Raw genomic sequence first — 15,036 nt, forward strand, 5'->3', positions numbered from 1 at the left:
AAATAGCTGATGTCTATTTAATTCAAGAATTCTATTAATATTAGTATCTGCTTTTATCAATTAATTTATAAAATTAATTAATCAATTTATTACAAATTACAGTATAATTTAAAAAATTATAATCAATTATAAATTAACAAATTATATATCAAGAATTTATTAATTAAAATTAATTATAATTAAGCTAGTAGTAAAATTGTTATTAGCTAAATCTTAATTAGGATAATTAATTTTAAATCATTACTCAAAACGAGTTTAAATAAGAAAAAATGAGGTATTATTAATTATAAATGTTTAAAACTGATTAGAAAAAACAATATTATTCATAGGATTTATGGATAAGAATCAAAGGTTTTAAATTATCATGATAGATATTGGTTATGATAACAATTCTACGAATAACTAGCCTTAAATTATCCTATTACAAAGCTCAAAGGAGGCTTATTATGGGAAAAGGTGTAGAATTAACTACAACTAAATATCTTATTCACGCTCAAATCAATGCAAACGGAATCGTAGAAAAACCTGATGTAGTAGGTGCGGTTTTCGGACAGACTGAAGGTCTTTTAAGTAACGATTTAGACTTAAGAGAACTCCAAAGAACTGGAAGAATCGGAAGGATTCAAGTTATCATTCACTCAAATGGTGGACGTGCAAAAGGTGAAATCGTAATTCCATCTAGCTTAGATAGAATTGAAACTGCCATCCTTGCAGCATCCTTAGAAACCATTAACCGCGTAGGTCCTTGTGAAGCTTCTATTGAAGTTCTTAGAGTTGAAGACGTAAGAGCTGTGAAAAGACAACAAGTTATTAATCGTGCAAAAGAAATTTATATGGGCATGATGGAAACTGTCTCTCCTGAAAGCATGAAAATGATTGAAGAAATCAGAGAATCAATGAGAGTTCATGAAATTTCTGAATTCGGAGCAGAAAGACTTCCTGCAGGTCCAAACGTACACACTTCCGATGCAATTATCGTTGTGGAAGGAAGAAATGATGTTTTAAATTTATTAAAATACGGAATTAAAAACACTGTCGCAGTTGAAGGAGTTAATATCCCTACCAGTGTAGCTGAATTAACTAAAAAAAGAACTGTAACTGCATTTGTTGATGGTGACCGTGGCGGAGAATTAATCTTAAAAGAACTCTTGCAAGTTGGAGATGTAGACTACATCACTAGAGCTCCAAGAGGCAAAGAAGTTGAAGATTTAGAAAAAGAAGAAGTTTTAATTGCTTTAAGGGACAAAGCTCCTACTGAACAAGTAATAAACAACCTTGATTTCAATTTAGACACTCAAGGCAAAGTGAGAAAAAGCAAAATCAACAGAACTAGCAAAACTAGTGACAGAAGAGCAAAAAACTTAGACAAATCCGATAAATTTCACGGAAACAAAAACGGCAGAACCGATCGTAAAGACAAATTCGACAGAAAAGACAGAACAGATAGAAAAAACGGTAGAAACGATCGCAGAGGAAAAGACAGAAATTCCAGAGGCCGTAGAGACAGACAAAACGACAGGATTCAAGATAGTAGAATAAAATTATTAAAGAACATGTTAAGAGAGTTAGAAGGAACTGGAAACAGTGAAATCTACGATGATTCTTTAAACTTATTAAAAGAAACTAATGTTGAAACCCTTTACGAAGATTTAAAACAAGACAATCCTGATGCAGACACTGTTATTTTCGATGGTGTAATCAGCCAAAGATTAGTCGATATTGCATACTCCAAAGGAATCAAAACCTTAGTTGCTTTTAAATCAAGCAGAGTAATTAAAAGACCTGACAAGCTCAGATTAGTTACTTTAAACTAAATGGATTATTCGACTATTTAATTCTAAATTCAAATAGAAATAAATTATTTTATTTCTATATTTTTTTCTTTTTTCTTTTTTTTTACAAATTTTTATAATATTAATTTCTAAAATATTAATTTTTATAATATTAATTTTTACTGATTTTATGATTCAATGAGCCAATTTTAAAAATATTTAAATAAAACCATAAATATAATTAGGTATAACGAAGTAAATATTACTGAATAAATATAAAATAGAATTTTAAAATTATCCTAAATTTAGATTAATGGGTTTGGTAAAGATCTAAAGAAGGAATTAACATGAATCTTTTTACCGAGCAATTGAACTTATCAAATGAACCAATTCAAAAGTCTCCAATAAAACTGCCTGTTATCGAGGAAAATGGAGATAAGAAGCATTTGATGGAAGTGTTTGATTTTGAAAGCATGCTCGAGGACTACTTGATTGAACTGGAAATTAGAAACTATTCTGAAAATACTGTAAAGACATACAGCTCCATCATCCATAACCTAATCAATTATATGAAAAATGAGGAAAACCTATATGATGGAAAAAGATTTTTAGCTAGTTTCAGAAAGTATATCCGTGACTTGAAAAGAGACAAGTACCTTACCCAGAATTACATTTACTTAACTACAGTCGTTTCAAAAAAATTCTTAGAATTCAATGACATCTATTTTTTAGAGGATATCAAGAATCCAAAGAGAACAAAGTCATTGCCTAAATCCTTAAATGAAAAGGAAGTGAAGGATTTGATAGAAGCTGTGGATATTGATGAAAATGACACTCCTTTAAAACAGAAATCAAAAAGAAGAGACAAGGTTATTCTCACATTGCTTTACTCTACAGGACTTCGTATTTCAGAACTTGTAAAGCTATTGAAAAGAGACATCGATTTTGATGAAAGAACCATTAGAGTAAGAGGTAAAGGGGATAAGGACAGAATTGTCCTTTTTGATGAGCATACAAAGGAACTTCTTTTGGATTATCTTGAAGTGGATAAACAGAATTCAGAATTTATCTTTGTAAATAAAAATGGAAATAGCCTTACTCCAAGATATGTTCAGATGATGATAAAGAAATATGCAGATGAAGCAGGAATCAAAAAGAAAGTTACTCCACACGTCTTAAGACACTCATTTGCAACACATCTATTAAAGAATGGTGTGGACATTAGAGTTATTCAGCAACTTCTTGGACATTCAAGCCTTTCTACAACTCAGATTTACACCAGTGTAGACATGGATACAATAAAAACAGTATATGATCAAGCAAGGGAACAGGAAAATAACATTTAGGGATGAAAAATATGGAAAATTTGCTTATTATGGGAATTGACACAAGACCAATGGTCAATTCAGCATTGAAATTGGATTACAAAACATTTTCTATAAGCTATTTTAAAACTGTAGACTTTAAAGCACCTTATGCTGAGAAACATGTTCTAGACCAGGAAAGTGCCATATCCTGTGGAAGGTTTGAAGAGAATTATTCACCTGACAAACTTCTTGAATTATCAAAAGATTTTCTTTTTCAAAATAATGATGAAGATGAAATTGATAAGATTGTACTCACCACTGGAATAAATTCAAAAAATTTTTCTGGAGAATATAAAAAATTTAGAAAAATTGTTCATGGCAATAAGAACACTGAATCTGTTGAGAATAAATTCAAGTTTTACAAGAAACTGAAAAACAAATTTAACGTTCCACTTACATTTCAACCATCTGATGTAGGGGAATTGAATGAAATTTTACAACAATACAGCAACAACCAATTTATTTTAAAACCCCTTCAAGGAAGGGGAGGGTTAGGAATTTTCTTGATAAATAATGAAAGTTGTGATGAATTAAAACAAGACAATGAAATTTATCAAAATATTTCACTTGAAAACTATATACTTCAGGAATATATTGAAGGAACTAATATATCATCATCAGTATTGTCAAGTCACAATGAGAGAAAAAATTTGATCAATTCAAGATTGATAACTGAACATGACTTGGGAAATGATTCATATGAATATTCTGGAAACATTTTGCCATTGAATGAAAATAGCTTTAGAATGTTTAACGGTAATCAAACAGAAATTAATGCAAATGAAATTAATGATGAGATGAAAAATACATCTGAAGATTTGATCAAGCAGTTCAACCTAATTGGATCAAATGGTGTTGACTACATTTTAGATAATAATGGGGAATTGAAAATCATTGAAATCAATCCAAGGTTCCAAGGAACTTATGAACTTGTTGAAAATGTGCTTGGCATAAATCTCTTGGATGCGCACATCAAGGCTTGTGAAGGAGAAATCATCGACATTCCAAATCCAAGCCAATATTCAATCAAGAGAATCATTTATGCAAGAAAACAAGTTAGCATAGGAAATTTGAATATTCCTAATGTATATGACATTCCATATGAAGGAGTTAAAATAGAAAAAGATCAACCCTTAGTCACCATCATCAGTTCAAGTAAGGATTTGAAAACTGCAACTAATAATGCAAAAATAGCTGAAGAAAAAGTCTATGAGAATATTAAGTAAATAAAAAAGCTATAAAAAAAGTAAATATTGGAATTAGATTACTCCTACCAATATTAAGATAAGCATGATAGTACCAATAACCACCAAGAAAGTGGTAATTATCATAGCACCAGTAATACCCATGAATAATCTTGCCTTATTGTCAGGATCTCTTAAAAATTGATGAATTGGGTCTCTTCTCATAATTTCACCATTTTAAAACATTATTGTACAATATAATATATCATAAAAGGACTTATTAAATTTTACTTAAAAAATTCCTTTTAAAAAAAAATAATTTATAATAAAAAAATAGCAATTAAAAATATAACAATGTTATAATAATCCTCTAAAAAAATTGATAGTCCCGAGCGGAGTCGAACCGCCGTCTCCGGGTCCAAAGCCTAGAAGGATTACCACTACCCCACGGGACTATACAACATATTATAATATGTTAAACATAATATATAAAGTTAACTGAAATTAGGATTTTTTAAGTTAAATTATTTGTAAAAATAAATTCAAAAAATTTTTAAAAATATGAAAATCGATAGAAAAACAATGCCAAAAAATAGTGAAAATGTAAAATAGTGAAAAATAGTTAAAAATTTATAAAATAAAAAAATTGAAAATAATAAAATTAAGATATAAACACAAATTCCATTTCAACAAGTGAAATATGAATTGCATTTATTCTAAATTTTAATTATTCACTTTGAGCTGCTTTTAATTGAGCTTTTGCTAAAGCTTCTGCTTCGTTTTTCTCGATAGTAGCTCTAATCATCTTCATTCTTACGAAGTTTTCCCTTTCCATCTCTTCAAGTTTCATATTAATGGACTTAATAGTAGCTTGGAATCTAGGAATCATAATGTGTTCAAGTGAGTTTACTCTACGTTTAGTAGCTTCAATCTCATCAGCTAAAAGATAAATGGTCTTTTCGATTTCTCCCAATTCAATAATGTATCTTAAAGCAGTTTCGAATTTCTTTGCTGCTTCGTCTAATTGAATGGAAGTGTCGGATAAACCGTATCCTCTGTCAACTAAAGTTCTTGATTCCATTTCCATATCAGCTATAGGTACGTTAACACCCATAATACTTCTTGAAGAAATATCTACTTTAACAGATTCTTTAACAGATAAAGCTGCTTTTTGAACAGCTAAGTCCCCCATTGTAATTTGAGCTTCAGTAAGTGCTGCATAAGCTTCAGATAAATTCTTTTCAGCGTTTTCTCTAGCACCTTTAACTCTGTCCAAGATGTCGAAGAACTCTTTAATTAAAGCATCCCTTTTTTGTTTTAACAAACTGTGACCTTTAACTGCAAGTTTTTCTCTATCTTTAAGAGCCAATAACTCCATACGAGTAGGGTTAATACCATCAAGTATTTCTTCTGCCATACTATCCTCCTAAAGATAATATTCCTAATTAAAACTTAAATTCGTGATGAATTTAATTAAAATATTAGAATTAAATCTAATAAAGAATTAGACTTATTCTGGGTAATATTTTTCAATAAATTCATCTTTTACTCTTTTAAGTTCAGTCTTAGGTAATATGGTTAATAATTTCCAACCAAGATCTAAAGTTTCAACAATACTTCTGTCTTCATCTTTAGCTTGAGTAATGAACTCATCTTCGAAAGCTTGAGCAAATGCTAAGAAACTTTGGTCCCTTTCAGTAAGAGCGTCTTCCCCTACTACTGCAACTAAGTCTCTTAAGTTACGTCCTTCTGCGTAAGCAGAATAAAGTTGGTCAGATACACCACTGTGGTCATCACGAGTCTTATCGTCACCGATACCACCACTCATCAAACGAGATAAGGATGGAAGTACATCTACAGGTGGGTAAATACCTTTCCTGTGGATATCCCTACTGAGTACTATTTGTCCTTCAGTAATATATCCGGTTAAGTCAGGAATTGGGTGGGTAATATCGTCTTGAGGCATAACTAAGATAGGCATCTGAGTAATAGAACCTTCTTTACCTGCAATACGTCCTGCACGTTCGTAAATACCAGCTAAGTCAGTGTACATGTATCCAGGGTAACCTCTACGACCAGGCACTTCATCCCTAGCTGCGGAAATTTCCCTTAATGCTTCACAGTAGTTGGATAAGTCAGTAAGAATAACCAATACGTGCATACCAAGTTCGAATGCCATGTATTCAGCAGTGGTTAATGCCATTTTAGGAGTAAGAATCCTTTCAATAGCAGGGTCGTCTGCCAAGTTCATGAATACAGTTACTTTTTCTAATGCTCCAGTTCTTTCGAAATCTCTCATAAAGAAGTTTGCTTCTTCGTGAGTAATACCCATAGCAGCGAAAATTACTGCGAAGTCATCGTCTGAACCTACTACTTTAGCTTGTCTTGCAATTTGAGCAGCTAAATCGTTGTGTGGTAAACCAGATCCTGAAAAGATAGGTAATTTTTGTCCTCTTACGAGGGTGTTCATTCCATCAATAGTGGAAATACCAGTTTGGATAAACTCTGCAGGGAATTCTCTTGATGCAGGGTTCATTGGGTTACCGTTAATATCTAATTCTTTTTCTGGGATGATTTCTGGACCACCATCAATAGGTTTACCAGTACCGTCGAAGATACGACCCATCATATCTTTTGAAACACCGATTTTAGCAGTTTCACCAGTAAATCTTACTTTAGTGTTTAAGGTGTTTAAGTCAGTAGTACCTTCGAATACTTGAACAACAGCAACATCGTCTTTTACTTCTAATACTTGTCCTCTTCTGTGTTCACCGGTAGGAGCTTCGATTTCTACGATTTCGTTATAAGCTACACCTTCAACACCTTCTACTACCATCAAAGGACCAGAAACTTCAGAAACTGTTGTATATTCTCTTGTTTTAATATCAGCATTCATTTTTATACCTCAGCACATTGTGTTACAACTTTTTCTTGAATTTCTTTTACTCTTGCTTCAAATTCATCTTCTGGGACGTATTTCATTCTAGCAATGTCCTCTTTAACAGTTAAAGCTGCAATTTCTTTTACATCTGCACCACGTTCTACAGCTGCACTAGCTGCTTCGTGGAATTTAAGAATAGTTGCTAACATACCTGCTTGTTTAGCTGGAGAACAGTAAGTGTCTACATCGTCGTATGCATTTTGTTGCAAGAAGTCTTCTCTTAACATACGGGTAGTTTCCAATACAACTTGTTCAGAATCAGGTAATGCATCAGGACCTACTAATTGTACAATTTCTTCAAGTTCTGATTCTTTTTGTAAAAGAACCATAGCTTGATCCCTGTTTGCTCTCCATTCTTCTGAAGCGTTTTCTTGCCACCAGTTGGTAATACTTTCTACATATAAGGAGTAACTTTGTAACCAGTTGATGGAAGGGAAGTGACGTTTATCTGCAAGAGATGCATCCAATGCCCAAAATACTTTACAAATACGTAAGGTGTTTTGAGTAACAGGTTCGGATAAGTCCCCACCAGGAGGTGATACTGCTCCTACTACAGTTACGGAAGATTCTTTAGGATCTTGACCAAGAGTGATTACTCTTCCAGCTCTTTCGTAGAACTGTGCAAGTCTGGATGCTAAGTATGCTGGGTAACCTTCTTCCCCAGGCATTTCTTCTAATCTTCCTGAAATCTCCCTCATAGCTTCTGCCCATCTTGAAGTTGAGTCTGCCATGAGCGCTACGTCGTAACCTTGGTCACGGAAGTATTCTGCAATAGTAATACCAGTGTATACACATGCTTCACGAGCTGCTACTGGCATGTTGGAAGTGTTTGCAATAAGAACAGTCCGATCCATAATTGGATTTCCAGTTTTTGGGTCAGTAAGGAATGGGAACTCGGTAAGTACTTCAGTCATTTCGTTTCCACGTTCTCCACATCCAATATATACCACAATATCTGCATCTGCCCATTTAGCTAATTGTTGTTGTGTAACAGTTTTACCTGAACCGAAAGGACCAGGAATAGCTGCTGCCCCTCCTTTAGCTAAACAGAAGAAAGTGTCTTGTGCTCTTTGACCAGTAATAAGTGGAATATCTGGGTCCAATTTTTCTTTGTATGGACGACCTTTACGTACAGGCCATTTTTGAAGCATTTGAACTTCTTTAATTCCTTCATCAGTCTCAATTTCAGCAATAGTTTCAAGTACTGTGTATTCTGCTTTTGCAGCAATAGACTTAATGGTACCTTCAATCATTGGTGGAACCATAATTTTTTGTAAAACAGCAGATGTTTCTTGTACTTGACCAAGTACATCTCCACCAACAACTTTGTCTCCTACTTTAGCAATAGGTTCGAAAGTCCATTTTTTCTCTTTGTCAATAGAATCTACATCAATACCTCTAGCGATGTAATCACCAGAAATACCTTTAATAACTTCTAAAGGTCTTTGAATTCCATCAAAAATGGAACCCATTACACCAGGTCCAAGTTCTACAGACAATGGACCTCCAGTACTTTCCACTTTCTCACCAGGTTTTACCCCAGCAGTTTCTTCGTAAACTTGAATGGTAGCGGTGTCACCTTCTAGCTCAATAATCTCACCGATAAGCTTAGCTTCACCTACTCTTACCACTTCATACATTTGAGTTCCTCTCATCCCATCTGCGACGATAACAGGACCTGCAATTTTAATAATATTTCCTTCATTAATCATTTAACCATCTCTACCCCGATAACTCTCTTAATAAGAGCTGCCATTTGATCGGCACCGCCTTCAGATGAACCAGATTTATCTGGTATCTCAATAACCATTGGTAACACATCAGAACCAAGACGTTTATGAATATGTTCTCTTATGTTATCAGCTATCTTTTGTGTAATTATAATAATTGAAATTTCATCGTTTAATAACTCATCAAGAGCATTTTTAGCTTCTTCATCATTATTTACAATAATACCTTTTTTAACTCCACCAAGTTTAAAACCAGTGACAGTATCGATATCTCCTATAATAGCGACATCACTCATACTAACATCTCCCTAATTTTAGATATTGGGAAGTCTTCTTCTCTTTTAGCTCTTGCAATAACTTTTAAGTTTTTAACTTCAACTTCTTTTTGGGACAAGAATCCTATTATAGGTCCAATACCTAAAGGTTTTCTCATGGAATAGGATTTTGCAGAGTCGACTAAAAACTTGTCTAAAGCTTGTTCAAAGAGAGCCACAGATCCAGTTTCATTGTATTCTGGAAGTACATCAGTAAGTACATCAGAGTATTTTGTTCCTTCTAAAGAGGAGATTACTCCTGTGACATCTTCTGCTTCCATAAGATCTTTAAGCTTCCATTCTCTTAATTGATATCCACTATCAATCATATATGGACTGATAGCATCATAATCTAATCCATCAACTTTTGCTCTCAATATTAATTTAATGTTAGCTACATCAACTTGATTTCCAACGTATGAATAGAGAATTTGTTTGTTTTCATCAGATGGTGTTTCTGAGGAAGCGAGTAACTTGTCTAAATAGTATTTATCCAATGCAGATTCCAAAGGAAGGACCATACCTGTTTTTTCATATTCAGGAAGCACTTCTTCTAAAATCGGTGCATACTCAGTTCCATCTAATCCTGCAACAACATCTGTTACAGAGTCAACATCACTTAAACGTTGTAAATCTTCATATAAAGAACCTGTAGGAACTAAAAGTTCTTCAGTAGCTTCTTGGCTTAATCCTGCTTCTTTAGCAGTGAGTAAGCTTTTAATATTAGCAATGTCAGATTTCTTTGCCATTACTTTAAATGAAGATTGAATTTCTTTAGGAGCCATTCTTGAAACTAAATCGTAAGTTTCACCAAGTTGAATATCTAATGCCTTTTCAAGTGTATAATTATCTAAGTATTCAGCATAGTCAGGAGATCCTCTGAGATAGTTGGTAATTTCTTCAACGTTGTTTGCTTCAACAAGTTCAGAAATTTGTTTGTCATCAAATAATCTTCCTTTTCTTGCTCTTACTCTCGCATTAGGATGAAGATATGGATAAACATCTAGAATTGGTCTAGTTGCAACAATTACAATAATTGCACCAATAACTACAAATGCTAAAAGAACTATTGCTAAAAATGCCTCATTAGAAAGTCCTAAGGAACTTATGATTGTAGCAATTTCATCAGCCATAATTCATCTCTCCTAATCAAATAAAGTTTTTGCAACTTCTGAACGTAATGATTTCTTAAATCTTAACATTCTAGATTCAATAGTGTTATTAACTTGAATTTCACCATTTCTTGTTCTTAATATAGCTCCACCAATAGTGTCGATAGGTTCGCCAATTTCTAAAGTAGTTTCAACATCAGTTTCAAGGGAAACTTCTGTAGCGATTGCACTAAGATCAGAAGGTTTTTCACGTTTAATTAAAGATTTGATTAAACCGACAATAGTTTCCAATTTGTCTTGGACTTTAGGAATGTCTTCTTGTTTTAATAAAACGATTAAATCTCCACCACCAATTTCTACAGCTGCTTCTTTAATCATTTCAACTAAAGCATCCACATATTCTGAATCATTGGTATTTGCCATATTTGTTAAATCTTCAGTAGCTTTACTGAAAGCTTCTTCGATTACTTCTTCTTTTGCCCCTAATTCTGCCCTACGAGCATTCATTTTAGCTTCAGAAATAATTTGTTGATATCTCATTTCAGCTTGTTTTGCAGCATCTTCTGAGATCTTAACTTTGGTAACTTCAGCTCTTTTTTCACCATCAGCTAAAATAGCATCAGCTTTTACTTGAGCTTCACTTTTATTTACATCAGCTTTTGCTTGAGCATCAGACATTATGTTAGAGACAATTTTGTCTGCTCCAGAGCTCATACAACTGACCTCCTTAACCTAATATTCCACCGAATACCATAAGTAAGATAGCAATCAAGAAACCGTAAATAGCTTGAGTTTCTGGTAATGCAGAGAAGATAATACCTCTAGCAAACATGTCAGTATCTTCAACGATAGCACCAACAGAGGAAGCTGCTGCCATACCTTGTCCCATACCGGAACCTAAACCTGCAAATCCGATAGATGCACCTACACCAATAGCTACAATACCTGCAGTAGTGGAAAGACCTTCTCCTCCACCTAATAATCCTGAGAATACAAGTAATAAAATAGCAATCAAGAATCCGTAAATAGCCTGAGTTTCTGGTAATGCAGAGAAAATAATACCTCTAGCAAACATGTCGTTATCTTCTGCTACAGCTCCAACAGATCCAGCTGCTGCCATACCTTGTCCTAAACCGGAACCTAAACCAGCAAAACCAATTGCTACACCAGCACCAATTGCTGCTAAAGCAGTACCTAAAGCAATTTCTACCATATAATATATCTCCTTAAATTAAATTGTTTAAATAAATCGTTTAAATATAATTTTCATTACATTTCAATAGAACATAAAGTTCTTGATAAAAGAACATCATTTTTATAAGAATTGTCCTAATTGACATTTCCATAAGCATAAGTTCTTGATTTTTAATTATGAATTTTCATAATTGCCTTAAATATAAAATCACATTTCCAATAATTTCATCTTTAAGCGTTGAATTATAAAACTATAAATTTAAATTTTGTCTATTTTTTGATTTTAGTAAATTGTCTTTTAGCTTTAAAAGCTTCAAATGAATGTTTTCCACCCATATAGAATTGAGAGAAGAACTCTACATAGTTAAGACGCAAAGCGTTAACACCAGCACCTAATACTTGGAAAAGGAAGTTAGCAATATGTCCACCAATAAAGATGATAATAGCTAAAACAATACCTACAACTGGAATCATGTCATTTACCATATTGGTCAAGATGTTTACAGTCATTGCAATACCACCAGTAGCTAAACAAAGAGCTAAAAGACGAGCATATGAAAGGACATCTCCCATGAATCCAAATACATCCATAAGTCCGTAAGCACCGTTACCCCAGATAAGCATACCAAGAGCAGCAACAATAAATACTGCACCTAATGCCATACCAATCATTCCAATTGCTGGGAACAAGAATCCTAAAACCAATAAAATGATACCAAGTTCAAATACAAACCATACGATTTGAGAACCAATAGCTTCTTTTTTCTCGCCGTATCTTAAATTGTCAATTGCACCTAAGATGAAACCAAGGTTGGTGTAAATAATACCAATTACAATAGCAATAACTAAGATAGTAGCCGGATATTTGAACGCATTAATGGAATCAATAACTGTAGGGAGAGCAGGGCCCCAACCTAATATTCTAGTCCATAGGTCCCCAAGTAAACCATTGGTAACCAGACCTAAAATAATAGCCCATACACCACTTGCGATGATGATTAAACCACCATCATGCATGGTTCTATTGATTTTACCCATTCCTCTGTATAAAATGAATCCTATAATTGCAACTAAAAGACCATAACCTGCATCGGTTAAACAGAAACCGAAGAAGAAAGGATATGTAAGAGCTACAAATAAAGTAGGGTCAATTTCATTGTATTTCAATGGGGAATACATTTCAACTAACAATTCATAAGGTTTTGCATACGCATTGTTTTGTTGCAATACAGGAACGTCTTCTGCATTGTCTGGAACTTCCTCAACTTCCATGATTGCATGGCCTTCAGTTGCGGTCTCAATAATAGCTTGAGCTTTTTCCACATCTTTTTCAGGTACCCATGCCTCAAAGACATAAGTCTTGTCAGTTTCAGCAAAACCAGCGAAAACCTCATTCTTATCTTTCTCATTTTCTAATTGTTCTTTTAAAGCAAGAACTTCATCATCCCATTTTTCCGCTACAACTTTCAATTCAGCTTTAGCTTGGGATCTTTCACTTTCGATAGCTTGGAGTCTGGATTCAGAAGAGGAAATAAGACTATCCGGTCTTCCTTCTAAACCTTCAGTTTCAAACTTCTCGAATTCATTTTTCCTAAGTAAGGTATAGATATCATCCTTATACTCATTAGCAACGACGACAACCATGATATAACTTTCTTTTTCTTCGTCTGGTACTAATTCATAGAAGAGATCATCTGTAATCTTACTGTATTCATCTTTGAATTTCTGAGCTGACTCAGCAGTGATCCTACCAACAATGGTAGAAGTGTACTTGGAATCGCTTAATAGACCTAAGTCCATATCTAAAGGTTTTAGCTTTTCAGCCAACTCTTTATTTGATTCAAGTTTACTCTCTTCACTGTCTAGTGCGGCTAACTTATTTTCAATACCTTTTGTTTCACCTTCGACCTGGCTTAATGTTGATTCTGCATAAGCTATCAAGCTTTCAGTATCAACATCCTCGACTTCTTTTGGAACTGGAAGGTCAGGACTGATAAATGACATTATCAGTTCCTTCATGCTTCTATCCTCAGACAAGGCATCTCCAAGCAAGTCGGAAATACCGCTTGTCTTCATGAGAAGTGAAGATAGCTTACCGGTGTGGGGTGTAACTTTTGAAGGTTTCAAAAGTTCTGCTAGCTTAGGATCTTGCTGAATACGTTCAGAAATATCATTTATTTGAACAATACCCTCGTCGTGAAGTGCACTGACCGTAGGACTAGCGTATTTGTCCAAAGTTATAACATTAAGCTTACGCATTCTCGCAGTTCTAAACATTATCTCACACTATAAAATATTTTTAACAATAATTGAAGCAGCTTCGTCTATATTTTTTCTTGCGTCATTTTTGATGCTTTCAACATCTTTTTCTGCTTGAGAAGTAATAGATTCAGCTTCTTTCTTTGCATTTTCTTCTGCATTAAAAACAGTAGATTGAGCTTCTTCGCTAGCTTCATTCTTAGCAAGTTCAATCATTTCATTAGCTTTAACAGTAGCCTCATCAATCATTGCTTTCGCATCGACTGTTGATTGTTCTACTAAGGAATCAGCATCGCTTTCAGCTTTTTTTATTTGGGTAATAGCTTCTGATATCCCTGCCATAATAAATCACCATGGTAATCTTATTTTTATTTTTGTTAATATATATATTTTATTAAAATATTGTAATATTATTATATAATAAAGAAATTATAACGACATTATAAAATTTAATTTTCTTAAAAAATTAGACTGAAATTTCAATAAATATTTTGATAAAAACTAAAAAAATCCAAAAAAATCCAATAAAAAATTAAATTGATTAGAATTAATAAAATCCCAAATAAAAGTATTAAAATGAAGATATGAAAAATAAAAAAATAGCTTTCATGAAAAAAACTTGAAATTTCATGAAAGGAAAAAAATAGTGAAATTTGAAAACAGAATAAAAACAGTTTACAGATCATTGAAAAAAATTATAAAAAGATAATAAAAAATTAATAAAAAAATAATGAAAAATAAAGAAAAAAGTTAAAAAATTAAAATAAAAATTGAATTATTTGTGGAATAATCTTAAGAAAGATTTAGGTAATTTTCCAAGATATGCTGCAATTGCAATTACAAGCAAAACAATACCAAATATAATGAAAATGAGATTATATGGCATCAAGAGGAAAGTAATACCTACCAAAACAAAAATTAACCCATCAATGAGAATAGCTGCCTTAGTCCAGCTAGGTTCAAAAACAGACATCGCAAGTGTCCATCCAACTACAATAAGCACAACACTTGAAGCAATGACATCGTAAGTTACTGGGTTTGCATCAACATAATTCCATAATCCTAAAACCATTAGGATAACTGAAAAAGCAAGTAGAATAATTGATTTTTTTGTAATTCTCATAGTATCAACTTAAATTTTTTTATCATCAGATATGTCAATA

Annotated in this window: 14 protein-coding genes and 1 tRNA gene; 3 read left to right on the forward strand and 12 right to left on the reverse strand. The window is 33.1% G+C overall.

What is annotated here, in order from left to right:
• Positions 1-446: 446 nt before the first annotated feature.
• From dnaG to VW161_RS04045, 3 genes are all read left to right on the forward strand, one after another.
• Positions 447-1,814, forward strand: coding sequence for a DNA primase DnaG (dnaG, locus tag VW161_RS04035; RefSeq protein ID WP_304085706.1), 1,368 nt, complete (start codon positions 447-449; stop codon positions 1,812-1,814).
• Positions 1,815-2,119: 305 nt separating this feature from the next.
• Complete coding sequence (gene xerA / locus VW161_RS04040; protein ID WP_304105000.1) at positions 2,120-3,118, forward strand: site-specific tyrosine recombinase/integron integrase; 999 nt, start codon at positions 2,120-2,122, stop codon at positions 3,116-3,118.
• An 11-nt stretch (positions 3,119-3,129) separates the two neighbouring features.
• On the forward strand, positions 3,130-4,365 hold the full coding sequence (locus VW161_RS04045) for an ATP-grasp domain-containing protein (RefSeq protein ID WP_325192735.1): 1,236 nt from the start codon (positions 3,130-3,132) through the stop codon (positions 4,363-4,365).
• A gap of 33 nt (positions 4,366-4,398) precedes the next feature.
• Here the strand turns inward: VW161_RS04045 and VW161_RS04050 are convergent, their stop codons facing one another.
• From VW161_RS04050 to VW161_RS04105, 12 genes are all read right to left on the reverse strand, one after another.
• Complete coding sequence (locus tag VW161_RS04050; RefSeq protein WP_304085700.1) at positions 4,399-4,548, reverse strand: hypothetical protein; 150 nt, start codon at positions 4,546-4,548, stop codon at positions 4,399-4,401.
• Between the two features lie 158 nt (positions 4,549-4,706).
• Positions 4,707-4,778 (reverse strand) — tRNA-Gln (locus tag VW161_RS04055).
• Positions 4,779-5,050: 272 nt separating this feature from the next.
• A complete protein-coding gene (locus VW161_RS04060; protein ID WP_304085698.1) occupies positions 5,051-5,740 on the reverse strand; it encodes a V-type ATP synthase subunit D in 690 nt (229 codons plus the stop codon).
• A gap of 93 nt (positions 5,741-5,833) precedes the next feature.
• Positions 5,834-7,219: an ATP synthase subunit B gene (locus VW161_RS04065; RefSeq protein WP_295606577.1), complete on the reverse strand. Its 1,386-nt coding sequence runs from the start codon at positions 7,217-7,219 to the stop codon at positions 5,834-5,836.
• Between the two features lie 2 nt (positions 7,220-7,221).
• Positions 7,222-8,976, reverse strand: coding sequence for an ATP synthase subunit A (locus VW161_RS04070; RefSeq protein WP_298534360.1), 1,755 nt, complete (start codon positions 8,974-8,976; stop codon positions 7,222-7,224).
• Positions 8,973-9,290 (reverse strand): V-type ATP synthase subunit F, encoded by a 318-nt coding sequence (locus VW161_RS04075; RefSeq protein ID WP_292786807.1) that lies wholly within the window; start codon positions 9,288-9,290, stop codon positions 8,973-8,975. The genes VW161_RS04070 and VW161_RS04075 overlap by 4 nt, the downstream gene beginning before the upstream one ends.
• Complete coding sequence (locus tag VW161_RS04080; protein WP_304104994.1) at positions 9,287-10,441, reverse strand: V-type ATP synthase subunit C; 1,155 nt, start codon at positions 10,439-10,441, stop codon at positions 9,287-9,289. The genes VW161_RS04075 and VW161_RS04080 overlap by 4 nt, the downstream gene beginning before the upstream one ends.
• Positions 10,442-10,453: 12 nt before the next feature.
• Positions 10,454-11,134, reverse strand: coding sequence for a V-type proton ATPase subunit E (locus tag VW161_RS04085; RefSeq protein WP_325192736.1), 681 nt, complete (start codon positions 11,132-11,134; stop codon positions 10,454-10,456).
• A gap of 13 nt (positions 11,135-11,147) precedes the next feature.
• Positions 11,148-11,633 carry a V-type ATP synthase subunit K gene (locus VW161_RS04090; RefSeq protein ID WP_292778590.1) on the reverse strand — a complete coding sequence of 162 codons (486 nt, stop codon included), beginning with the start codon at positions 11,631-11,633 and terminating at the stop codon, positions 11,148-11,150.
• 251 nt (positions 11,634-11,884) lie between these two features.
• Entirely contained in the window at positions 11,885-13,891 is a 2,007-nt protein-coding gene (locus VW161_RS04095) for a V-type ATP synthase subunit I (RefSeq protein ID WP_304085688.1), read from the reverse strand.
• 9 nt (positions 13,892-13,900) lie between these two features.
• Entirely contained in the window at positions 13,901-14,215 is a 315-nt protein-coding gene (gene ahaH, locus VW161_RS04100) for an ATP synthase archaeal subunit H (protein WP_292786818.1), read from the reverse strand.
• 433 nt (positions 14,216-14,648) lie between these two features.
• Positions 14,649-14,996 (reverse strand): hypothetical protein, encoded by a 348-nt coding sequence (locus tag VW161_RS04105; RefSeq protein WP_304085685.1) that lies wholly within the window; start codon positions 14,994-14,996, stop codon positions 14,649-14,651.
• Positions 14,997-15,036 lie beyond the last annotated feature (40 nt).

This window comes from Methanobrevibacter ruminantium, assembly GCF_016294135.1.
Lineage (GTDB): Archaea > Methanobacteriota > Methanobacteria > Methanobacteriales > Methanobacteriaceae > Methanobrevibacter > Methanobrevibacter ruminantium_A.